At 68.9% G+C, this 22,699-nt stretch carries 21 protein-coding genes and 1 tRNA gene; 17 read left to right on the forward strand and 5 right to left on the reverse strand.

Annotation, left to right across the window (positions count from 1 at the left end; all coding sequences use genetic code 11):
- Positions 1-35 precede the first annotated feature (35 nt).
- The 8 genes from VC184_RS03615 (at position 36) to VC184_RS03650 (ending at position 8,436) form a co-directional block, all read left to right on the forward strand.
- Positions 36-1,091, forward strand: coding sequence for a polyprenyl synthetase family protein (locus VC184_RS03615; protein ID WP_274178473.1), 1,056 nt, complete (start codon positions 36-38; stop codon positions 1,089-1,091).
- 53 nt (positions 1,092-1,144) lie between these two features.
- Positions 1,145-2,530: an FAD-dependent oxidoreductase gene (locus VC184_RS03620; protein ID WP_274178474.1), complete on the forward strand. Its 1,386-nt coding sequence runs from the start codon at positions 1,145-1,147 to the stop codon at positions 2,528-2,530.
- On the forward strand, positions 2,527-2,892 hold the full coding sequence (locus VC184_RS03625; RefSeq protein ID WP_274178475.1) for a hypothetical protein: 366 nt from the start codon (positions 2,527-2,529) through the stop codon (positions 2,890-2,892). The genes VC184_RS03620 and VC184_RS03625 overlap by 4 nt, the downstream gene beginning before the upstream one ends.
- Before the next feature lie 141 nt (positions 2,893-3,033).
- Positions 3,034-4,296 carry an extracellular solute-binding protein gene (locus VC184_RS03630; protein WP_282502153.1) on the forward strand — a complete coding sequence of 421 codons (1,263 nt, stop codon included), beginning with the start codon at positions 3,034-3,036 and terminating at the stop codon, positions 4,294-4,296.
- A complete protein-coding gene (locus VC184_RS03635) occupies positions 4,293-5,228 on the forward strand; it encodes a carbohydrate ABC transporter permease (RefSeq protein ID WP_282502154.1) in 936 nt (311 codons plus the stop codon). The genes VC184_RS03630 and VC184_RS03635 overlap by 4 nt, the downstream gene beginning before the upstream one ends.
- Entirely contained in the window at positions 5,228-6,076 is an 849-nt protein-coding gene (locus tag VC184_RS03640; RefSeq protein ID WP_094262209.1) for a carbohydrate ABC transporter permease, read from the forward strand. The genes VC184_RS03635 and VC184_RS03640 overlap by 1 nt, the downstream gene beginning before the upstream one ends.
- A gap of 46 nt (positions 6,077-6,122) precedes the next feature.
- On the forward strand, positions 6,123-7,418 hold the full coding sequence (locus tag VC184_RS03645) for an ABC transporter ATP-binding protein (RefSeq protein ID WP_112616747.1): 1,296 nt from the start codon (positions 6,123-6,125) through the stop codon (positions 7,416-7,418).
- 40 nt (positions 7,419-7,458) lie between these two features.
- Positions 7,459-8,436, forward strand: coding sequence for an alpha/beta hydrolase (locus VC184_RS03650; RefSeq protein WP_282502156.1), 978 nt, complete (start codon positions 7,459-7,461; stop codon positions 8,434-8,436).
- Between the two features lie 30 nt (positions 8,437-8,466).
- On the opposite strand, the gene VC184_RS03655 is transcribed toward VC184_RS03650, so the two are convergent.
- Complete coding sequence (locus VC184_RS03655; RefSeq protein ID WP_071918434.1) at positions 8,467-8,955, reverse strand: YajQ family cyclic di-GMP-binding protein; 489 nt, start codon at positions 8,953-8,955, stop codon at positions 8,467-8,469.
- A gap of 55 nt (positions 8,956-9,010) precedes the next feature.
- Between VC184_RS03655 and VC184_RS03660 the strand changes: the two genes are divergently transcribed.
- The 5 genes from VC184_RS03660 (at position 9,011) to VC184_RS03680 (ending at position 12,711) form a co-directional block, all read left to right on the forward strand.
- The gene (locus VC184_RS03660; RefSeq protein ID WP_282502157.1) at positions 9,011-9,337 is read left to right on the forward strand and encodes a hypothetical protein; all 327 of its coding nucleotides are present in this window, start codon (positions 9,011-9,013) and stop codon (positions 9,335-9,337) included.
- Between the two features lie 123 nt (positions 9,338-9,460).
- The gene (locus VC184_RS03665; protein WP_282502158.1) at positions 9,461-10,606 is read left to right on the forward strand and encodes a DUF2510 domain-containing protein; all 1,146 of its coding nucleotides are present in this window, start codon (positions 9,461-9,463) and stop codon (positions 10,604-10,606) included.
- Positions 10,603-11,985, forward strand: coding sequence for a hypothetical protein (locus VC184_RS03670; RefSeq protein WP_282502159.1), 1,383 nt, complete (start codon positions 10,603-10,605; stop codon positions 11,983-11,985). The genes VC184_RS03665 and VC184_RS03670 overlap by 4 nt, the downstream gene beginning before the upstream one ends.
- A gap of 61 nt (positions 11,986-12,046) precedes the next feature.
- The gene (locus tag VC184_RS03675; RefSeq protein ID WP_269267386.1) at positions 12,047-12,535 is read left to right on the forward strand and encodes an FBP domain-containing protein; all 489 of its coding nucleotides are present in this window, start codon (positions 12,047-12,049) and stop codon (positions 12,533-12,535) included.
- 94 nt (positions 12,536-12,629) lie between these two features.
- A tRNA-Tyr gene (locus VC184_RS03680) sits at positions 12,630-12,711 on the forward strand.
- A gap of 69 nt (positions 12,712-12,780) precedes the next feature.
- Here VC184_RS03680 and VC184_RS16340 read toward each other — a convergent pair.
- Entirely contained in the window at positions 12,781-12,897 is a 117-nt protein-coding gene (locus VC184_RS16340; RefSeq protein ID WP_354451194.1) for a SapB/AmfS family lanthipeptide, read from the reverse strand.
- Positions 12,898-12,910: 13 nt separating this feature from the next.
- Positions 12,911-15,505 carry a class III lanthionine synthetase LanKC gene (gene lanKC, locus VC184_RS03685; protein ID WP_282502161.1) on the reverse strand — a complete coding sequence of 865 codons (2,595 nt, stop codon included), beginning with the start codon at positions 15,503-15,505 and terminating at the stop codon, positions 12,911-12,913.
- 322 nt (positions 15,506-15,827) lie between these two features.
- Here lanKC and VC184_RS03690 point away from each other — a divergent pair, with 322 nt between their 5' ends.
- Together VC184_RS03690 and VC184_RS03695 are read left to right on the forward strand one after the other, a co-directional pair.
- The gene (locus tag VC184_RS03690; RefSeq protein WP_282502162.1) at positions 15,828-16,523 is read left to right on the forward strand and encodes a LuxR C-terminal-related transcriptional regulator; all 696 of its coding nucleotides are present in this window, start codon (positions 15,828-15,830) and stop codon (positions 16,521-16,523) included.
- 198 nt (positions 16,524-16,721) lie between these two features.
- Entirely contained in the window at positions 16,722-19,130 is a 2,409-nt protein-coding gene (locus tag VC184_RS03695; protein ID WP_282502163.1) for a thioester domain-containing protein, read from the forward strand.
- Positions 19,131-19,241: 111 nt separating this feature from the next.
- Here VC184_RS03695 and VC184_RS03700 read toward each other — a convergent pair whose 3' ends face one another.
- Both VC184_RS03700 and VC184_RS03705 read right to left on the reverse strand, forming a co-directional pair.
- Complete coding sequence (locus VC184_RS03700; RefSeq protein WP_274178493.1) at positions 19,242-19,910, reverse strand: response regulator transcription factor; 669 nt, start codon at positions 19,908-19,910, stop codon at positions 19,242-19,244.
- 13 nt (positions 19,911-19,923) lie between these two features.
- Positions 19,924-21,201: a sensor histidine kinase gene (locus VC184_RS03705; protein ID WP_274178494.1), complete on the reverse strand. Its 1,278-nt coding sequence runs from the start codon at positions 21,199-21,201 to the stop codon at positions 19,924-19,926.
- A 79-nt stretch (positions 21,202-21,280) separates the two neighbouring features.
- Here VC184_RS03705 and VC184_RS03710 point away from each other — a divergent pair, with 79 nt between their 5' ends.
- Positions 21,281-22,183, forward strand: coding sequence for a hypothetical protein (locus VC184_RS03710; protein WP_323987312.1), 903 nt, complete (start codon positions 21,281-21,283; stop codon positions 22,181-22,183).
- A gap of 192 nt (positions 22,184-22,375) precedes the next feature.
- On the forward strand, positions 22,376-22,546 hold the full coding sequence (locus VC184_RS03715) for a response regulator transcription factor (protein WP_282502165.1): 171 nt from the start codon (positions 22,376-22,378) through the stop codon (positions 22,544-22,546).
- Positions 22,547-22,699: the final 153 nt, after the last annotated feature.

The raw sequence follows: 22,699 nt of genomic DNA on the forward strand, positions 1-22,699 counted from the left end.
GATCGGCGCGGTCGCCCGGCCGGTAGGCTGGAGAGGTGACATCGAGCCCATCCGCGCCGCGGCTGGCGAAGCACCTCGGGATGACCGAGCGCATCTTCGCCGGACCCCGCACCCGCAAGCTGCTCGCGACCGTCGAAGCCGGGCTCGAGCGCGTCGAGTCGCGCCTCGGCGATGAGCTCACCGTCAGCGACGCGCTCGTCGACGCCAAGACCCGATACCTCTACGAAGCCGGCGGCAAACGGTTGCGGCCCATGCTGGCTCTGCTCACCGCGCAGCTCGGCGACGGTGCGACCGAGGACGTCATCGCCGGCGCTGCGGCGCTCGAGCTGACCCACCTCGGATCGCTGTACCACGACGATGTCATGGACGGTGCCGACAAGCGACGCGGCGTCCCCAGCGCACACGAGGTGTGGGGGAACAACGTCGCGATCCTCACCGGCGACCTGCTCTTCTCGCGGGCGAGCCAGCTGATGGCGCGCATCGGCGAGCGAGCAATCCGCGTGCAGGCAGACACCTTCGAGCGCCTGGTGCTCGGTCAGATGCACGAGACCATCGGCGCTCAGCCCGGCGATGATCCCGTCGAGTTCTACATCCAGGTGCTCGCCGACAAGACCGGCTCGCTCATCGCCGCTGCGGCGCAGGTGGGCGTGCTCTTCTCCGGCGGACCGGAGGAGCTCGCCGAGCCGCTGCTCGCGTTCGGCGAGAAGGCCGGCGTCGCCTTCCAGCTGCTCGATGACGTCATCGACCTCTCCGCCGACCCCGAGGCCACGGGCAAGGTTCCCGGAACCGACCTGCGTGCCGGGGTGCCGACGATGCCCTACCTGTTGCTGACCCGCGCCGACGATGCCGCTTCGCGCGAGCTCGCCGCGACGATCGACCGCGGCGTCGCCGAGATCGCGGAGGGAGCCGATCCCGCGATCCTCGACGAGCCGCTCGCCCGCCTGCGCGACCACGAGGTGACGGCCCAGACGCGGCAGCTCGCCGAGAAGTGGGCCGACGACGCCGTCGCGGCCCTCGCACCGTTGCCGACCGGCGCCGTGCGCGACGCGCTGACCCGGTTCGCCGAGGTCGTCGTCGACCGCGCCAGCTGACACAGACCCCCGCTGCGCCCGCGCTCGGGTGCCACCAGGAACGAGGAACACCCATGACCAAGCTGAGGCTGGCCATCGTCGGAGCCGGGCCCGCCGGCATCTACGCCGCGGATCTGCTGCTGAAGGCCGAGCGCAAGTTCGACGTCTCGATCGACCTGTTCGATCACCTGCCCGCCCCCTACGGGCTCGTCCGCTACGGAGTCGCGCCCGATCACCCCCGCATCAAGGGCATCATCAACGCCCTCCGCGACGTGATCGACAGCGGCGACATCCGCCTGTTCGGCAACGTGCGCTTCGGCGAGGACATCACGCTCGATGACCTGAAGCACCACTACAACGCCGTCATCTTCGCCACCGGCGCGGTGCGCGACGCAGCCCTCGACATCCCCGGCATCGATGCCGACGGCTCGTACGGCGCGGCCGACTTCGTCAGCTGGTACGACGGTCACCCCGACTTCCCACGCGAATGGCCGCTGGATGCCGCATCCGTCGGCGTCATCGGCAACGGCAACGTCGCGCTCGACGTGGCTCGACTGCTCGCCAAGCACGCGGACGACCTTCTGGTCACGGAGATCCCCGACAACGTCTACCAGGGTCTCCGCTCGTCGGCCGTGACCGATGTCCACATCTTCGGACGCCGCGGACCCGCGCAGGTCAAGTTCACGCCCCTCGAGCTGCGCGAGCTCGGCGATCTGCGCGACGTCGACCTCGTGGTCTACGACGAGGACTTCGACTACGACGAGGCCTCGAAGGCGGCGATCGCGTCGAACAAGCAGGTGATGGTCATCGACCGCGTGCTGCAGTCATGGCGTCAGCGCCCGGGCGTCAACGGCGCCGGGGGAGAGGCCTCACGTCGCCTGCACCTGCACTTCTACGCCAAGCCGGTCGAGGTCAAGAAGGATGCCGCGGGCCGCGTCGCCGCGCTCGTCTACGAGCGGACGCGTCCCGACGGGCAAGGCGGGGTCGAGGGCACCGGCGAGATGCGCGAGGTCGCCCTCCAGGGTCTCTACCGCGCGGTCGGGTACTTCGGGTCGCCGCTGCCGGGCGTGCCGTTCGACGCCACGCACGGCGTCATCCCGAACCACGAGGGTCAGGTGCTCCACGAGGACTCGAACGAGCGCGTGCCGGGCGTGTACGCGACGGGATGGATCAAGCGCGGACCCGTCGGACTCATCGGCCACACGAAGTCCGACGCGATGGAGACCGTGCGCCATGTCATCAACGACCAGGGGTCGTGGTGGCAGCCGGTGGACCCGTCCGAGCAGGGCGTCCTCGATCTGCTGACCGAGCGCGGCGTCGCCTGGACCGACCTCGACGGGTGGCACCGTCTCGACGAGCACGAGATCGCTCTCGGCGCCGCTGCCGATCGCGCGCGTGTGAAGGTCGTCGACCGCGACGACATGGTCGCCATCTCGCGCGGCGAAGAGGTCGGGCGATGACCTTCCGCAGCAAGGAGACGCTCGTCTCGTGGATCGAGGAGTTCCGGCAGTTCGGATACTCCCTCGCCGTGAAGGTCATCCCGCAGGACGGCAGTCTCGGCCGCGACACGGGGCTCGTCGCGATCAACATGATGAACGCGCAGACCGTGACGTACATCGAGCCGGACGTGCCGGGCGGAAACACCTGGCGCATCACGTTCGAGGCGCGCGAGACCGAACTGCGGCTCGGAGCCGGCGCCGCGCTCGCCCTGTCGACCGAGCTCGCGATGGTGTCGACCCTCTGCGCGTTCCTCGAGACGAAATCGCACGCGTTCGCGGGCGACGACCCCGCTGAGATCGTGAGCCTGGTCGCCGAGAACTGACCGGCATCCTCGCCCGCCCGGCGTACTACAGCGCGTCGGGTTGGGCAACCCGTGGTCGCTGCATTCCTCCGACGCCATGATGGGGGAACGCCCGGTGCCGTGAGCGCGCTGGGTCGCGACGATACGGAACGAGGAGGCCCGATGCGCACGACCCGGGTCCTGGCAGCCGCGTCGGTGGTCGCGCTCGCAGCGACGCTCGGCGCCTGCGCCCCCGATGACGGTGTGCCCACGCTCACCTGGTACATCAACCCCGACGACGGCGGGCAGGCGCGGATCGCCGCCGCCTGCACGGATGCCGCTGACGGCGCGTATCGCATCGAGACGTCGCTGCTGCCGCGTGATGCGGCGTCGCAGCGCGAGCAGCTCGCCCGGCGTCTGGCAGCCGGCGACACCTCGCTCGACATCATGAGCCTCGACCCGCCGTTCATCCCGGAGCTCGCCGAGCCCGGCTTCCTCGACGACGTCCCGGAAGAACTGCAGAACACCGACGGCATCGTCCAGGGCGCGGTCGACTCCGCGAGCTGGGGCGGCGAGCTGGTGACCGTTCCCTTCTGGGCCAACACGCAGCTGCTCTGGTATCGGCAGTCGGTCGTCGAGGCGGCGGGCCTCGACATGTCGCAGCCGGTCACCTGGGACGACATCATCGCCGTCGCCCAGGAGCAGGATCTGCGGCTCGGCGTTCAGGGCGCGCTGGCCGAGTCGCTGACGGTGTGGATCAACGCTCTCGTCGCGTCGGCCGGCGGCGAGATCCTGAAGAACCCCGAGGCGCCCGCTGACGAGCTCGAGCTCGGGCTCGACAGCGACGCGGGACGTGCCGCGGCGGAGATCATCCACCGCATCGGGGCCGACGGGCTCGGCGGGCCGGGCCTCCCGACCGCCGACGAGAACGCCAACATGAACCTGTTCCAGGGCGAGCAGGGTTCCTTCATGGTCAACTGGCCGTTCGTGTGGCCGGCGATGACCGGCGCCGACCCCGCCATCGCCGACGACCTCGGCTGGGCGGTGTATCCGCGTGTCGATGCCGACACCCCGGCCGCACCTCCGGTGGGCGGCATCAACCTCGGCGTCGGCGCCTTCAGCAAAAACCCCGACCTCGCCTGGCAGGCCGTCGAGTGCATCGTCCAGCCCGAGAACCAGTCGGAGTACTTCGTCACCGACGGCAACCCGCCGTCCAACGCCGCCGCCTACGACGACCCTCGCGTGCAGGAGGAGTTCCCGATGGCCGACACCATCCGCGAGTCGCTCGACCTCGGTGTGCCGCGTCCGCAGACGCCGTACTACAACGAGATCTCGATCGGGCTCCAGCGGACATGGCACCCGCCGGCAGCTGTGAACCCCGACACCACCCCGAGAACATCGAGCGAGTTCATCCTCGCCGTCCTGCGAGGGGAGCGTCTGCTGTGAGCACGCGGGAGAGCGCGTCGCCGCGGCCCGGACGCTCGGCCCGGGCGCGTGCGGAGGGACGACTGGGCTGGATGCTGGCCGGCCCGGCGTTCGTCATCATGCTGCTGGTCACGATGTACCCCATCGGACAGGCCCTGTTCGATTCGCTGTTCAGCCTGCGGCTCACCGCCCCCGACGAGCGGTCGTTCGTCCTCTTCGAGAACTATCGGGTGGTCCTCAGCGACCCCGCGTTCTGGCGGTCGATGGGGGTCACCCTCTTCATCACGGTCGTGACCGTGCTGTTCGAGCTCATCCTCGGCTTCCTCCTCGCGCTGGTGATGCACCGGGCGATCAAGAAGCTCCGCGGGCTCGTGCGGACCGCGATCCTCGTGCCGTACGGCATCATCACGGTCGTGGCGGCCTTCGCCTGGTTCTACGCGTTCGACATAAACTCGGGCGGGTACGTCAACAACTGGCTCAGCTGGATCCCGGGGTTCGACCCCGAGCTCAACTGGTTCGCTGAGCAGGGCACCTCCCTCGTGGTGATCATCTTCTCCGAGGTGTGGAAGACGACGCCGTTCATCTCGCTGCTGCTGCTGTCGGGCCTCGCGCAGGTGCCCGGCGATCTGGAGGAGGCCGCGAAGGTCGACGGAGCCACCGGGTGGGAGGTCATGCGTCGCGTCATCCTGCCGAACATGAAGGCCGCGATCATGGTCGCCGTGCTCTTCCGCACGCTCGAGGCGTTCCGCATCTTCGACAACATCTACATCATGACCGGTGGCGCCAATGACACCGAGGCGCTGTCGCTGCTCGCGTACAACACCTCGATCGGGCGCCTCGAGATCGGGCTCGGCTCGGCGATCTCGGTGCTGCTGTTCCTCAGCGTCCTGATCATCGCCGCGATCTTCATCAAGGGCTTCAAAGTCGACCTGGCGACGGGACGGAACTCCTGATGCGCACGCTCACCTGGCCGCAGCGGATCGGATGGGCCGCGATCATCATCGCGGTGCTCGTCTGGTCGCTCTTCCCCGTCTTCTCGATCCTCATGACGTCGTTCAAGACGCCGTCGGGTCTGTTCTCGGGAACCCTGCTCCCGCAGGAATGGACGCTCGAGAACTACACCGAGATCCTCGCCCCCGGCGGCGGCGCGCAGGATCTGTTCCTTCCGGCGCTGCGCAACTCCGTCGGCATCTCGCTCATCGCCACCTTCGTCGCGGTCGTTCTCGCCACGCTGTGCGCCTACGCGATCGCGCGACTCGAGTTCCGCGGCAAGCGCATCATCCTCGTCACCGCGCTCGCGGTGTCGGTCTTCCCGATCGTCTCGATCGTGACGCCGCTGTTCAACCTGTGGCGGGTCATCGGCCTCTACGACACCTGGTTGGGGCTCATCATCCCGTACCTCTCGCTGACGCTGCCGATCGCGATCTGGACGCTCGCGGCCTTCTTCCGCCAGATCCCCTGGGAGCTCGAGCAGGCGGCGCAGGTCGATGGCGCGACGCCGTTCGAGGCCTTCCGCAAGACGGTCGTCCCGCTCGCGGCGCCCGGAGTGTTCACGACGGCGATCATCGCGTTCTTCATCGCGTGGAACGACTTCGTCTACGGCATCTCGCTCACTTCGACGAGTGCGGCGCGCCCCGTGCCCGCCGCTCTGTCGTTCTTCACCGGAGCGTCGCAGTTCGAGCAGCCCACGGGCGCGATCTCGGCGGCCGCCATCATCGTGACGATCCCGATCGTGGTGGTCGTCGTCATCTTCCAGCGCCGGATCGTCTCCGGCCTCACGCAGGGCGCGGTCAAGGGATGACCTCCAGCATCCCCGCCGCCGCCGCGTCTACCTCGAAGGGAACGTCATGGCCTCCATCACGCTGAAGAACATCGTGAAGACGTACGACGACGGCTTCACGGCGGTCAAGGGCGTCGACCTCGACATCGCCGACGGCGAGTTCGTGATCCTCGTCGGACCCTCCGGATGCGGCAAGTCGACGCTCCTGCGGATGATCGTGGGCCTCGAAGACATCACAAGCGGCGAGATGCTCATCGACGGCGACCTCGTCAACGACAAGGCGCCGAAGGATCGTGACCTGGCGATGGTGTTCCAGAACTACGCGCTCTACCCGCACCTCACGGTGTACGAGAACATCGCCTTCCCGATGCGATTGAAGTCGAGCAACGTGCCCGACGATGAGATCGACGAGCGCGTGCGCCGGGCCTCGAGCCTTCTCGAGCTCGACGAGCACCTCGAGCGCAAACCGGCGAACCTCTCGGGTGGCCAGCGTCAGCGCGTGGCGATGGGCCGCGCGATCGTCCGCAACGCTCGGGCGTTCCTGTTCGACGAGCCGCTGTCGAACCTCGACGCCAAGCTGCGCGGGCAGATGCGCACCGAGATCGCCCGGCTGCAGCGCTCGCTGGGAACGACGACCGTCTACGTCACCCACGATCAGACCGAGGCCATGACGCTCGGCGACCGGGTGGCGGTGCTCCGCCGCGGCGAGCTGCAGCAGGTGGCCAGCCCTCGCGGGCTGTACGAGCAGCCGGTGAACCTCTTCGTGGCCGGTTTCATCGGCTCGCCGCCGATGAACTTCCTGCACGGCACGGTCGAGGGCGACACCCTCAAGCTGCCGATGTTCGACGTTCCGCTCGATGACCGGCTGCGCCGCGCGATCGGAGAGCGCGAGCTCGTCATCGTCGGCGTGCGTCCCGATGCATTCGAGGATGCCGAGACCTCCGACCGTCCGCTCGAGGGTGGTGTGCGCGCCGAGGTCGACGTCGAGATGACCGAGTGGCTCGGCGAGGTGCTGTACGCCTACATCCCATTCGAGGTCGAGGAATCGGTACGCGAGAAGCTCGCCGAGCTCGACCGCGATCTCGACGGAGAGGGGCTCCGCACGGAGCTCGTCGTGGCGCTCGACTCGCTCAGCAACATCCGCGCGGGGGATCCGGCGACACTGTGGTTCTCGCCCGACTCGCTGCACGTGTTCGACCCCGAGACGGGAGAGAACCTCACGCGCGACGAGGAGAGGGCAGCGAAGCTCGAGGACGACGCCCGCGAGCAGCGCAAGCGCGCGCTCCAGCGTGCCCAGGAGCGTGAGGCCCGTCGCACCGGCTCCGGTGCGGGCTCGGGCTCGCAGCAGAGTTCCGCCGCCTGACCCCCTGCGCCCGCGGATGTCCACGACCTAGGGTGGGGGCATGCGGGCGGATGAGGTGACGTGGGGTCCCGACCTGCTGGGTCCCGGCTTCGAGCAGACGACGCTTCCGCTCGGGTCGGATGACGAGGGCGACGTGGTCGCGACACTCGTGCGGGCGATGCCGCATCCGGGGCTCCGCCTCTTCGGCGCGTGGCGCGACATCGACGTGCTGTACGTCCACGGCTGGTCGGACTACTTCTTCCAGACCGACCTCGCGCGGATCTTCACCGATCGTGGCGCGCGGTTCCACGCGCTCGACCTGCGGAAGTACGGGCGCAGCATCCGTCCCGGACAGGCGCGCGGGTACGTCACATCGCTCGATGTCTACGACGACGACATCGAGGCGGCGCTCGCTGCCATGGACACCGAGCGTCTGGGCCGGCGGCTCATGCTCCTCGGGCACAGCACCGGCGGGCTGACGCTCACCCTCTGGGCGGCGCGTCACCCGGGGCGAGCCGCCGCCGTGGTGCTGAACAGTCCGTGGCTGGAGCTGCAGCTCGGCCCCCTCGGGCGGCAGGCGGTCGCGCCGCTCGTCGAGGTGCGGGCGCGCTTCGACCCGCGCGGTGCCCACCCCGCCGTCGATCTCGGGTTCTACACGCGGGCCCAGCGTGAAGTGGGCAGCCTGCCCGATGCGCCCGACGGCTGGCGTCCCGAACGGGGCTTCCCGACGCATCCCGCATGGCTCGCCGCCGTCATCGCCGGGCATGCGCGCGTCGCGGCCGGCGTGGAGGTCGGCGCACCGGCCCTCGTTCTGCTCTCGGCGCGGTCGACGTCGCCGCTGCGCTGGAACGACACGATGACCTCGACCGACTCGGTGCTCGTCGTCGACGACATCGCACGCGCGGCCACCCGCATCGCCGCCACCGTCACGATCGCCCGCATCGAGGGCGCCCTGCACGACGTCTTCCTCTCGGCTGCGCCCGCACGCGCCGAAGCCGCTGACCGACTGGTGTCGTTCGTCAGCGGCCTCGACCGGTGAGCGCTCAGCCCGGGATGGTGCGGGGGAGCGTCAGCGGTAGTTGACGAACTGGAGGTCGACGTCGAGGTCGGCGGCCTTCAGCATCCGCTGCACTTCCTGCAGGTCGTCGCGCGACTTCGACTGCACGCGCAGCTCGTCGCCCTGGATCTGCGACTTGACAGACTTCGGACCTTCGTCGCGGATCATCTTGCTGATCTTCTTGGCATCCTCCGACGAGATGCCCTCCTTCAGCGTCGAGACGATGCGGTACTCGCGGCCGGAAGCGGTGGGCTCGCCCGAGTCGAGGCTCTTGAGCGAGATGCCCCGCTTGATGAGCTTCGTCTGGAAGACGTCGAGCACGGCCTTGGCGCGCTCTTCGGAGTTCGCCTTGATGAGGATCGACTCGCCCGACCACTCGATGGAGGCATCGGTGCCCTTGAAGTCGTAGCGCTGCTCGACCTCCTTGCGGGCCTGGTTCAGCGCATTGTCGGCCTCCTGGCGATCGATCTTGCTGACGATGTCGAACGAGGAATCTGCCATGCCGCTACTCTAGCCGCGCCCGTGGCGTCGCGCCGGGGGACGCTAGGCTCGCGCCATGACGAGTGAGCCCGCTGACCGGTCCCGGCGCCGCCGCGGCCGCGGGTGGGGAATCGCCGCGACGATCCTCGCGGGCATCGGCATCCTCCCGGTTGCTGTCGTGGTCGTCCTCGGGTACACCGTGGATCCGCTCTGGGGATGGATGCTGTTCATCGCACTGCCGATCTCGATCGCGGCCGGAGCCCTCGGCGGCGTGCTCGGCATCATCGGGCTGATCGCGGCGCGCGGTGACCGAGGAGGATACGGGTGGCCCGTGGTCGCGCTGATCCTCGGCTGGGGGCAGGTGCTGCTGGGGACCGGATTCCTGAACGGCTGGTTCATCTGACGCCCAGGGTGTCCGTCACGACTAGCAGATCCGGCGCGGAAAAGCAGGTGTACGAGCCACTTCGCGCATGCCAATAGCATCGTCACGGACCGGCGGTGCTCGCGGCCGGGGCGAGGGGGACGTGTGAACGACGTGCCGGACTTTGTTCCGACCGCGCCGGCCGGCTGGCATCCCGACCCATCGGGACAGCAGCAGCTGAGGTATTGGGACGGCCAGCGATGGACCGACCATGTCTCGCCCTACCCTGTGGCGGAGCAGTCGGCGTCGGATGCCGCGCCGGCGGCGGCCCCCGCTGCCGCGCCCGGTCCCGCGTCCAAGAACCCCGGGCAGAAGGTGATGACGCGCGTGACCTGGATCGTGCTGGCGGCCACCCTCCTCATCGTCGGCGGCGCAGCCGGGTTCGTCGGCTGGACCGTCGTCTCGGCCAACGCCGCCGCGACCTCGGAGGCGCCGGATGTCGTCGACGGCTTCCTCGCCGCCGCCACAGCAGACGAGCCCAGCTGGACGCAGTACGCCTCGCCCGGGTACATCGCGATCTCGGGGTCGGCGACGCCCCTGTTCGGCGATGCGCGTGCCGCGGAGGTGCTCGACCTCTCCATCGAGTACGACCGGCGCGGCATCCTCTATGGAACCAACGGCACCGCCGGCTACGAGTCGCCGAGCGGCGCGGACACCGCCAAAGCACTGGTCGACATGACCTACACCTTCACCGTCGACGGCACGCCGCAGACGGCGACCTCGACCCGCGAGATCTGGCTGACCCGGCCCTACTACTACGGTGACGATGTGCCCTCCGGCGCTCGCCAGGGGGAGACTCCGACGGCCATCGGCCCCTGGCGGGTGACGGGCGCCGCCTCGGCGTCGGCGTACGACGGAGCGGTCGTCGCGACCACGAGCTTCGAGCCCGCCCCTATCGATCAGGCTTGTTACACCTCCGACGTGGTGCTGTCGCAGATTTCCGAGATCGCGCGCACCGAAGGCGTGCTGGCCGCGGTCTGCCTGAGCGGCGGAACCTCGACCTCCTTCGACGACGGCATCGACATCGACGCCCTCGCCGCCGGGTTCCCCGTCGTCGGCCAGGCTGCACCGATGACCGATCTGATGGGCTGGCACAACGACCCCAACACCCCGGCGCCGCTCGAGCAGTACCTCATCTCTTCCGGTGGCACCGACTACGTCTTCGTTCTCGCCTCGACAGGCGTCGGCGGCGAGTTGACGACCGACTCCGAACGCCGCATCATCCTCATCTCTAAGGCGGAGACCCGATGACCGACACGACTGAAGTGCACCCTGCGGCATCACCGCAGCCGAAGCCTCGCAATCGCGCGGCGCGCACGATGCAGATCGTCATCGCCTCCCTCGGCATCGGTGCGCTGCTGATGACCGTCGCCGCGGGCGTCGTGCTGTGGCCGCGGACGCCCGAGACCGGGCCGACGGCCGATGTTCCGGTCGGCTGGGCGCCGTGGGCCGACAACGACCTCGCGACTCCCACCAGCGCCACGTTCGCCGAGATGAACGCCGCGATGCGCGACAAGGATCGTGAGCGGTTCCTCGCTCACGCCACGGGTGACGCGGCGACGCAGCTCGCGCTGTGGTGGGACAACTCCAGCAAGATCGGGTGGGATGTCGCGGCGATCGCGCCGTCGGACTTCGACGTCGACGAGACCGGCACCATCGAGGTGATCCTCGGCGCTCAGTACGCCTTCGCGGCACAGCCGCAGCGAGGCGACGGCGACCGTGACGCCGGCCTCGACCTCATTCAGGGCTTCGCCTACACCGTCACCTTCGAGCCCGGTACCGTCCCCAGCCGGTCGTTCGACCGGTACGAGCAGACGGAACCGCCCGAGCCCGCAACGATCACGTCCATCGTCCCCGCGCGCGAGCCGAACCCGTGGGACGAGGGCGAAATCTACGTCACCAAGCGCGATCACGTCGTCCTGTTCGGGATGAGCGACGAGGCCGAGCTGGTCGATCAGAACGCGGATGCGGCCGAGCGATCGGCCGTCATCGCGCTCGACACGATCCGCGCCCTCGGCGGCGAGCCGACGCAGGACGGCTTCGTATCGGCGATCACCGACGACGATGACCGCTTCCAGCGCTGGCAGTACGGCAAGGGCACGCCGTGGGACATGGATGTCGCCGGTTATGCCCGTCCGACCCTGCGTCCGCAGATCGCGCAGCGCTTCCTCGACCCCGTGATCGCGACGGGATCCGACACATCCGGAACGCTCATCGTGATGGGCCCGGGCAGCGCGTCGGGTCGCGAGCAGGTGTTCGTCCACGAGTTCGCACACGGCCTTCACTACGCAGCGGCGCCCGGGTCGTTCATCGCACCGCCCGTCGCGGTCCACGAGGGATTCGCCCGCTTCGTCGAATGGAAATCGGGGCTCGCCGATCCCGGGTACCTCCGGCCTGAGGTGAAGGCCGCCGTCGCCGCGCAGGGGATGGGTGCCTTCACCGACGAGGCGCTGCGCAGCAAGGACGCGAACCTCGCGTACGACGCCGCGGGCTCGTTCTACGCCTACGCCGATGCCTATGACGGGTCGGCCTGGACGATGGCAGTGGATTCGGTCCTCGGCGGCGGATTCTTCGTCGACAGCACCGAATTCACCGAGGCCGACTGGCAGGCATGGGTCGCATCGCAGTGACCGCGGGAGGGCGTCCGCGCACGCGGCCCGCGGATGCCGTGCGCTTCGTAGGCTGGAACGCGTGCAAGCTCTGACCGAAGACCAAGTCCGCGCTTCGTTCGTGAACGCGACGGTCGACGATCGCCGGATCATGGCGATGCCGATCGACTTCATGCTGCTCGACTGGGACCACCTCGACTTCCTCGCGTGGCGGGATCCGAACTCGCGCGAGCGGGGATACGTCATCACGCAGCGTGAGGGCGCCCCGGTCGGAGTCGTCATGCGCGCGGCGTCGGGAAGCTCACGCGCACGGTCCGCGCTGTGCAACCTCTGTCACACGATGCAGCCCGGAGACCAGGTCACCCTCTTCAGTGCGCGTAAGGCCGGGCCCGCCGGCGATGCCGGCGACACGATCGGCACGTACATCTGCGCCGACCTCGGATGCCACGACAACGTGCGGATCGCTGGCCCGCTCGCGCCCAGCGAGATCCGCGCGAGCGTCGATCGCCGAATCGACGGCACGCGCCACCGCACCGAGGCCTTCGTCGAACGGGTCGTCGGCAACGACTGACGGCCGACCCCCGTGGTTCGGAGCACCCGGCCACAGGGGGTAATATGGGTTCTCGCGCCTCCGGTCGACTGTACAAGCCGGGCGGGTGCGCACTGGCGAGTTACCCAAGCGGCCAAAGGGATCTGACTGTAAATCAGACTGCATTGCATTCGGGGGTTCGAATCCCTCACTCGCCACATCGAGAAGGGCCCCCGCTCAGCGGGGGCCCTTCGTTTTTCGCTGCGGAGCGCGCGATCACGGCGGGATCAGCAGGCCGTCGACACGGTGCTCCGGCACAGGCCGATGCTTACTGTGCTGCCCACGACAGTGCGGTGTTCCTCTTCGCTCTTCTCGAGCGTCTGCAATGCCAGGATGAAACCCATTTGTTCACCTCCCTCATCCTCTCGCCGCCGGAGAACCGGCGGGCACGAGCACCGGGGGGAGGAAGGGCAGGACCGGCTGGTCACTGTTCGAAGCCGGAGGCGACGCGGAGGCGAGCGCGAGCAGCACGCCCGCGGCGCCGGTCGCAAGATCGCACGACGCGCGCAGCATCCCGTCGCCCACGAAACGCGCGCCGACCGGCGCGTCGAGGGCGTGCAGCGTCATTCGCCCGAGGTGATGGTCGCGCGCGCGGACCGTGTCTGCGCTCGCGTGTCCGGTCGCCTCCAGAGAATGAAGGAAGAGGGCCAATCCGGCTCGGCCGGCGGAGAGTCCCGCCTGTACGACGAAGGGCGCCGACGCCGCGCGGATGATGCCGTGCAGCGTGACACGCAGCTCGTCATCGGCAGGCTCATGCGCCAGGTACCGTGCGAGCACGAGGCCGACGCCGGCCGACCCGTGCGCGAGGTAGGGAAGCATGCGCCATCCCTGGTCGACCTGCACCGACCCGTCCGCGTCGCGGCGCAACGTGCGGAGGTCGACGTCGAGCGCCCGGCGGGCGATCTCGAGGAAGCGGCGCTCTCCGGTGAGTTCGAACACCCGGAGAGCCAGAAGAGCCGTCCCGCTCGCGCCGCCCATCAGGCCGCCGTGCCGTCGTGACGGCGCGGGCGACGGCGCTCCCGACGGCGCGGCGGGGCCGAGCAGCCCCCAGCGTGCGCCGAGGACGTCGGTGATCGCGGTCGCCCGCTCGATGTCGCGCCCGGAATCGGGCTCGTCGAGCAGAGCGATGCCGATCCCCGGAAGACCCGTCGCGAGGTCGGAGCCGAGTGACCCGACGGCGTCGTCGTGCAGGTACTCGTCGAGTGCCGTCGCCTCGTCGGCGAAGCCGAGGCGCCGGCAGGCCCAGAGCGCGCCGGCCGCGCCGTCCATCAGCCCGAGGCGTGCCTGCCCGGTGAGCGACCTCGAAATCGAGCGCGACACCCACGATCGCAGTTTCGACGGGAGGGCGACGCCCCCGGCATCCAGCGCGACGGCCACCCCCAGTGCGCCGTGACCGAGAGAGAACGCGGGCTGCCCGAACTGGCGGGGGTCGCCGGGCCACAGCCGGTCGGTCCGCTCGGGCGTCGCGTCGGCCACGAGCTGCTCGGCGACGCGCTCGATCGATACGACGGGTGCAGGATGCCGCGCCGCACAGTTGGCGGGCCGAAGCCGGGCGCTCATCCGCTCGCACCATTCGCGGGGCAGATCGAAGACCGTCGCGGCCTCGGTGACGAGGGCATCCGCCTTGGCCGGCTGCAGCGCCAGCAGGCTCGTCATCGGAAGGAAGACGTAGAGCTCGATGCACGCCAGAGCGTGTGCATCGCGGCGCACGGGGTCCGGCTCGTCCGGGAGGGAGAATCCCGCTGCGCCGAGGACGGCGGGCGCGCGGGAGTCGACGGGAAGGGACATCTCGAGATCGAGGAGGCTCACCGAGCCGTCGGCGTCGACCATGACGTTCGCCGGGTGCAGGTCGCCGTGGGTGACGCCCGCGGCGTGCAGCCGGGTGATCTCCCTCCGCAGCGCGTCGAGCAGCTGCAGCATCCGATCGCGGTACGCGCGGCGCTCGGCTGCGGTCGAGACGGCGGCGGTGAGCGGGCTGGTCGTTGCGACCAGCCGGTCCAGGGGCTGTCCCGGCAGCTGCTCGATGGCGACGAAGCGGTGACCGTGCGCCTCGAAGGCAGCGCGGACCGCCGGGACGCGGACCCTTCCGGCGAGAGCGCGGAGGGTGCGTTCCTCGTCGCGGAGCCGGGCGACGGCATCGCGCCCGTCGGGCGTCCAGCCCGCGAACGGGCGAGCTTCCTTCACGATGACCTCGGCGCCGTCGAGGGCTCCGGTGTAGACACCGCCGGCGTTGGAGTAGTGCAGGGCGCCGGTGATCTCCGGGAAGCCGGGCGGCGGCTCGTGTCCGAGCGCGTCGAGTTGCCGCTGAAGGAAAGGCGGCAGTTCGACCCAAGGTGGGATGTGGAACCCCGCGGTCCGCCGGTCGGGTACCCACTCTCCCGTCCGCAGATCCTGTATGGCGGGCAGGGCTTCGCCGCCGACGAGGACTTCGCGATCGGTGAACGCGCCGTACCGCACGAACAGGGGGCCCGTGTTCCAGCGAAGGTCCGAAAGGACGTACGGGCCGGGCTGGCCGCCGAGCGCGTCGTCGAGCGAGACGAGGCAGTGCTCGAGGCTGCGCTCGGATGGCGGATAGAGCGTGATGAACTTGCCCGCGCCTGAGCGGTCGGCATCCTTGGCGAGCACGGCGCCGAGCGCGTGCGCGTTCTGCAGGTGCTTGAAAGCGATGCCGTGGCGGTGGCAGTACCTCGAGGCGGTGTCCAGCACGGTCGCTGCGGCATCGGGAAGTGCGGTGATGTGCACCTTCCATCCCTGTTCGGGCAGACGATGCGCGGGCGGCAGCCACACCGACCACGGGCCCCGTCGGCTGTGCCGCCAGCCCTGCCACGCGAGGGTCGTCGCCGGTACGTACGCAGCGGTACGCCCCTCGGCTTCGGCGCTGGCGTCACCCGTGCCGGGCGCGTCGTAGAACACCCGACCTCGTGTCGCGAAGCGCCCGAAAATCGGTTCCATCTGCTTCCCCCATGGCCCGGAACGACGGGCCCAGGGTCATCATCCGTCCGCTCGAGCGGCGTCGCCTGCGTCGCTCCCGGCACAAAGGCGCCCTGAGCTACCGGTGGTGCCGCGTTGCAGTGGTGCAGGGGCACCGAGGCGGTCCGCAAACAAGTCGTGAAAATTCATCCGAATGGATGAAGGAGTCGCGTTTGTCCAGAATGCGCGCCGCAAGGAGGTGGTATGGACTAAAGGCCTGAAACCGTTCGAAAACCCGGGCACCCCCTAGGCGCGCCCGGGTGCAGGTGTTTGACTGGGGCCACCCGGGAGAGGCACGGAGGCTATGAATGACGAAGTGGAGACGCAGCCAGAGTCAATTGATGAGGACCTCGACGCCGAAGACGAAGTACGGGTCCTCCTCATCAATCGACGGGATGTCGTCCGACGAGGCTTGAGAGCGGTCATCGAGGATTCGGACGACGTCGTCGTGGTGGGCGACGCGGCTCGACTCGACGACACGGGACGAATGATCGACCGGACCGAGCTGGATGTCGCCATCCTCGATGCGACGGAACCCACCGCGCGCATCGTCGACACGGTCGACACGATCCGTCGTGTGCAGGCGAACGTTCCCGTGCTCGTGCACGGACGCACCGACGCCGAGGAAGCCAAGCGCATCGCGTGGGCGGCTGGAGCCGACGGATATCTTCTCGATGACGCCCGCGGGAAGGACGTCCTGCAGCTGGTGCGGCGGATCGCGCGCGGCGACGGTTCCCATGGGCTGCAGGCGGTGCCCACCGCGGTCGTTCCCGCCGACGAACCGGGAGTGTCCGACCTCACCCTGCGCGAGCGGCAGGTCCTCCGTCTCATCGCCGCCGGAATGACGAACCGGCAGATCGGCCTCCGGCTCGGCTTGGCGGAGAAGACCATCAAGAATTACGTCTCGGGACTGCTCGCCAAGTTGCATCTGGAAAGTCGTACGCAAGCCGCCGTGTATCGCGTCACTCACGACGAAAGCACGCACAGCGGCCCTTTATGAGCGAGATAGTTCTTTCGATTTCTGGAGATCGAAGGGACGAATGGCACTGCCGATCTCGCTCCGTCGTGGTCGAGGGTGACCGTACGCATCCCCGTGAAAGGGAGCGTCTGCACCCCCGCCCCGGAGAGAGGACGACGCCATGACTGGCATGAGACATGAAGCCGCGCATCACTCGTCGAAGGAAAAGCAGGTCGCGCCGTGACGGTGCGCTCAGTCATCGCGCCTGGCGGTGATCGAGTCGGCGCGAGCAGCCGTGGCATCATCGCCGCACTGGGAGCTCTCGTCGTCGCGGCGCTCGTTCTGTTCCCGCTCGGTCCCGCCGCACATGCGCGCATCGATGATGCGACGCCCATCGGTGATGGTCAGATCGGTCCCAACACCGAGATCCAGATCACGAGCCTCGGCCCGGGTGCGACGCTTCCCGGTCTCCAACCCCCGTCGCCCATCACCCAAGACCCGCAGGCGCCGTACCCGGCGAGCAACCCGGAGGGATACGCATCGGTCTCGACGTTCGCCGGCACGATCGTCGCGGCGAGCGTCTCGGACCCGTCGCTCACCGCTGAGATGTACTGCATCAATCTGCGCGTCTCGACCTACGTGGGGATCGGATACGAGTCCGGCAGCTGGGAGGAGTCGAACGTGCCCAACATCGGGTACGTGACCTACATCCTCAACAACTTCTACCCCACCGTTCCGGAGCCGGCGGGTCTGTCGGCGAACCAGCAGGCTGCCGCCGTGCAGTCCGCGATCTGGTACTTCACCGATGGCTATGTGCTCAACACCGCGGCCAGTTCCACGGTGCGCGAGGCCACGGCGGCGATCGTCGCGGCAGCTCAGGCCGCCGGTCCCGTCGTGGAGCCGCCCGCGCCTGAAGTGAGCATCACGCCGGAGTCCGACACGGTCGGAGCGACATCGAGTGCCGGGCCCTACACGGTCACCGCCGAGGGAGCGACCGACGTCACCGTCTCCGTTCCCGGCGGGTACGCCATGTTCACGGATGAGGCGGGCATGGAGCCCCTGGCAAACCCCGCGACCGTCCCATCGGGCACCGACATCTGGGTGAGAGTCCCCGACGGATCACCGGGAGACGCGGTGATCAACGCGCGCGCGACGGTGACCGTTCAGCGCGGCCAGGTCTACCTATATGACGGCAACACCCCGGATCTCGCCGACGCGCAGCGGCTCATCCTCGCGGATACCGCCGAACTCGACGCGGTCGACTCTGCGGTGGCGGAGTTCCTCGCTGTGGGCTCGCTGACGGTCAGCAAGGCGTTCGCCGGTGAAGCGCTCGGGTTGCAGGGCGATATCCAGCTGACGATCGACTGCGGCGAGGGCTACGCCTATACCGCCGACATCCCGGCCGGTACCGCGTCGACGCAGACCTTCACGTACTCGGACATACCGGTGGGCACGACCTGCACCGTGACCGAACCGGTCACGGGCGCGAACACGGTCGTCGACGTCTCGACGGATGCCGGCCAGGACGCGGAGATCACGTCAGAGGGCGCGGCCGTCACCGTCACCAACACGGTGACCTATCGGCCGGGAGCGCTGCGAGTCGTCAAGAACATCGACGGCGACGCGGCGGGTCAGCAGGGCGCCATCTCGCTGCGCATCGTGTGCGGCGACGTGCTCGACGAGACCTTCGAGATTCCCGCGGGGAGCGCGGCCGGTGATTACGAACAGGTCTACTCCGACCTGGCTGCCGGCACGGAGTGCACGGTGACGGAGACGGAGACCGGTGAGACGACGCAGGTGCAGGTCGCGACCGGCGATCCTGTCACCGTCGAGATCCAGCCCGGCGCGACGGTCGACGCCTCCCTGGCGAACGCCGTGACCTACCGGCCCGGTTCGCTGCGCGTGGTGAAGTCCATCGACGGAGTGGCGGCCGGGCAGCAGGGAGCGATCGAGCTCGGCATCGTGTGCGCAGACGTCCTCGACGAGACGTTCGAGATCCCCGCGGGTGCTGCCGCGGGGGAGTACGAACAGCTCTTCACCGACATCCCCGCGGGTACCGAGTGCACCGTCACGGAGCTCGAATCGGGCGCAACCGCGCAGGTCGACGTCACGACCGGCGACCCGGTCACGGTGGCGATCGAGCCGGGCGCGACGGTCGATGCCGCCCTGGCCAACGACGTCGTGTATCTGTCCGGTTCGTTGCGGGTTGTGAAGACGATCACGGGTGGCGGCGCCGGCTTGCAGGCGGACATCGAACTCACCGTCCGTTGTGATGACGGGGCCGTGCTCGATGAGACGTTCACGATCCCCGCGAGGAGTGCAGCGGGCGACTACGAGCAGGTGTACACCGACCTGCCCGCCGGTTCGGACTGCGTCGTCACGGAGACGAAGGCGGGAACGACCGCACTGGTCCAGGTGGCCACCGCCGACCCGGTCACGGTGGAGATCCAACCGGGCGACACCGTCGACGCCGCCCTCGTGAACGACGTCCGCGGCGGCGAGCCGGTGGTCCCGGGCCACAGCGCCCTGCCCGCCACCGGTGGCAGCGAACCGCACCTGGCCCTCATGCTCGGACTGGGCAGCATGATGGTCGGTCTGCTCCTGCTCGTGGGAGGCTTGCGGGTCCACCGTCAGCGCGCGGTCCGCTGAGCCTGACACGCACCGTCCCCCTCTCGCTGGTCAGCGGGAGGGGGACGGTCGTGCGGTCGGTCGTGCGGTGAAAACCCGTGTCGAAGTTTCACCCGGATGGATGAAGTAATCTCACACCCGGTTGCGCGCGCCCCACAGCGCGAGCTGGGTGCGGTCGGCGAGATCGAGCTTCTTGAGTGCGGAGTGCAGCTGCGATCGCACGGTGTGAACCGACACCTGCAGCGTCTCGGCGATGCCCTCGTTGCTCGTGACTCCGCCGGCGAGCACGGAGATCACGCGGCGCTCGGCCGAGGTCAGCAGAGCGCTTGCTTCGGGGTCTTCGGGAGCGCCGCCGCGGCGCACGAACTCTCGGATCAGCGGCGCCGTCACTCGCGACGACACGAGTGCTTCGCCCCGCGCTGCGGCGTAGATCGCGCCGACGAGCTGGTCCGAGTCGTGGCTTTTCAGCAGGTATCCGACGGCGCCCGAATCAAGTGCCTCACTGACGTAGCCATCGACGGCGAAGCTCGTCATGACGATGACGGCGATGGGGGAGCGGCCGTCGTCGGGACGAGCGAGCATGCGGGTGGCGGACAATCCCGACATCTGGGGCATCTGGATATCCATGAGCACGACGTCGGCGCGTTCGGCGCGTGCGACATGAACGGCGTCGACGCCGTTCGAGACCTCGCCGACGACCTGGATGCCGGGGGCGCCTTCGAGCTGAAGCCGCAGCCCCCGCCGCACGGCGCGATTGTCGTCGGCGATCAGAACGCGGATGCGCTCGGCCCCACGGTTCATACCGTTCTCCTTGTCAGGCGATCGGGTCGATCGGGATCGCGATCCGCACATCCCATCCGCCGGTCGGCGTCGGCCCTGCGAACAGTGTGCCGCGCAACAGCTCGACGCGCTCGCGCATCCCGCGCAGGCCCCAGCCGAGATCGAGGCCCGGAACGGGCATCGAATCAGTGCCGGGTGCTTGGTTGACGACGCGGGCATGGAGCTCCTCCTCGGTCACGGTCACCGAGATGGTGACCGGCGCTCCGGGGGCGTGTTTCGCCGCGTTCGTCAGTGCCTCCTGGAGAACGCGGTAGGCGGTGGTCGAGACGACGGCGGGCAGATCGGACACGGCCCCGTTTAGGTCGAATGAGACCGGCATGCCGCGTTGCGACCAGAACTCCACGAGCTCGCCGGCGCGACGCAGGTCGCGGGTCGTCTCGGCGGGACCAGCTGCGTCGGCGGCGTGCAGGTCGCTCAGCGCACCCGCCAGGCTCGCGGCGGCGAATCGGCCCTCGTTGCGCACCTCGCCGACCAGGCGGATGGCTTCGTCGGGGCGTGCCGGTGCGAGGGAGATAGCGGCGTCGGCCAGCGTCACGAGCCCGGCGAGGTGCTGGCCCGCGACATCGTGCAGCTCTTGCGCGATGCGGGCGCGCTCGCGTTCGCGCGCGTCGTTGACCCGCGCGTCGTGCTCCTGGCGCGCGAGCTCGGCCTGCTCGCGAGCCAGGGTCACCTGACGCACCTGGGCGCCCCACCAGATCCCCAGGGCGGTCGCACCGAGGGCCGGCGCGGTGAAGCGGAAGAACTCGTTCGCCATGAAGCTCAGGGCGGTACCGACATCACCCGAGTAGAAGACGGCCCAGGTGAAGAGCCCGCCCATTCCGGCGACCACGACGCCGAGCAAGCACACGACGGCCGAGCCGGCCGAGACCCGGCGGGCAAGAAGGAACTGCGCGAGTGCCACGACGAGATACATGCCGATGAGCCAGTTCGGTATGTCGAAGGCGCCGAGGAGGAGGAGGTAGACGGCCACGGTTGCGAAGACCGCGATGCGGGGCCACCGATCGCTCAGGAGGACAGCCGAGGCTTGGGCCACGCATGCCAGGGCGAGGATGACGCACAGCAGCGATATCGATATGTCGAAGGGCCAATCGACGGGGCCAGCCATCATTGCGGTGATCGGCGTTGCGAGCACCTGAACGGTCGTGCTCACCGAGACGATCGCGACCAGGATCAGCGCCGCGCGACGCGTGCGGAAGAAGGTGCGCGTCGCGGATGCGTCGAACTCAAGGCCAGGCTCTCGGGGTGGGTTCACCACAGAATCCTCTCAGCCCCGCACGGAACGTTCGCGCGTGCCAGGATGTGAGGTGTCAGCGCGGAAGGAAACCCTGTCGATGAGCAAACCCATCACATCTCCGGAATCGAACAAGCTGCTGCGAGCCGCGATCTGGGTCGCTATCGGCGCGCTCATCGCGGCGGCGATCGTCTGCGTCGTCTGGGTGCTGATCGGGTCGGGCACCGGGATCGTCGCCCGCGCGTTCATGACAGTCCTGCTGCTCGCCGGCTTCGCAGGCATCGCGATCCTCGAGTCGCACCTCGCGGGTCGTCGCCCGGCGTGGTTCGCTCTGACGAGTATGGGCACGTGGGTCGGGGCGCTGCTCGTGGGCGCCGTCATGATCTGGCTTCCATCCCCGACCGAGAGCTTCGGCTGGGGGTACGAGCGGTTCATGCGTTTCCTGCTGGTGTTGCTCATCCTGCAGCTGGCGCTGCTGCACCTGCGACTCTTCACCAAGGCCTACCTGCGCAACCCCACGACCTTCCTGTCGATCGTCACCTATGTGACGATCGCCTTCCTCGGCATCGTGGCCGTCATGCTCATCGTGCCGTTGGTCGGAGGGGAGTGGTTCGACTTCCTGCCGATCTACTGGCGGGTCGTGGTCGCACTGACGATCCTCGCCGCCGTGGGCACGGCCCTCGTGCCCCTCGTGAACGCGCTACTGATGCCTCGCGCTCCTCAGCCGGCTGCCCCGGCATGGCCGACCTACGCCGATGGCCGGACGCCTCTCCCCGTCCTCGCCGACGGATCGCCCGACTGGCAGGCGTACTACACGGGGCGCCCCACCTACCCGCAGGGTTACGCTCCCGCGCAGCCGGCGCCGCAGGCCCCCGCGCCGACGCAGCAGTCCGCCCCCGCACCGCAGGTGGCCCCGCCGCAGCAGGCGGCCCACGCCGAGCCCGGGTACGGGGACTATCCGCCGCCTCCGCCGCTGCCCGACCAGCCCATCGCCCCGCGCTGAGGCCTTCCGCGGCCGCACGTCAGGTGATGGGCAGGGCTGCCGTCACCACCCATTCTCGCCCCTCACGCCGGGAGTCGAAAGCTCCACCGAGGAGGGCCGCCCTAGCTGATCCGAGCCCTGCAGACAGCTGAAACCGGTGCATTGCGACTGCCTACCGAGTCGGAGAAGCTGTCGGCGCGCGAGGCAGAGATCGTGCGATATCTGGCAGCGGGCCAGTCCAACGGCGAGATCGCCCGTTCGATGCACGTATCCGAAGGAACGGTCAAAGCCCACTTGAGCAACATCATGCTGAAGTGGAACGCCCGCGACCGGGTGCAGGTTCTCATCACGGCGGCGCGCTTCGGACTCGTCAGCTTCCGGTAGAGCGACTTCCTGCCGACGCGCTGATGTCCGTGTCGTCACTAGCTTCGCTGTCACGTATGCCGGCGGTTCGGAGCGAGGTGCGCCGGTGATCGTGGATCTGCCCCACGCATGGATCGTCGCTGCTGCCCTGACGACACTTCGCCTGCCCCGGTT

Origin of the sequence: Microbacterium plantarum (assembly GCF_035231185.1) — a bacterium.
In the GTDB taxonomy this organism is placed as follows: domain Bacteria; phylum Actinomycetota; class Actinomycetes; order Actinomycetales; family Microbacteriaceae; genus Microbacterium; species Microbacterium plantarum.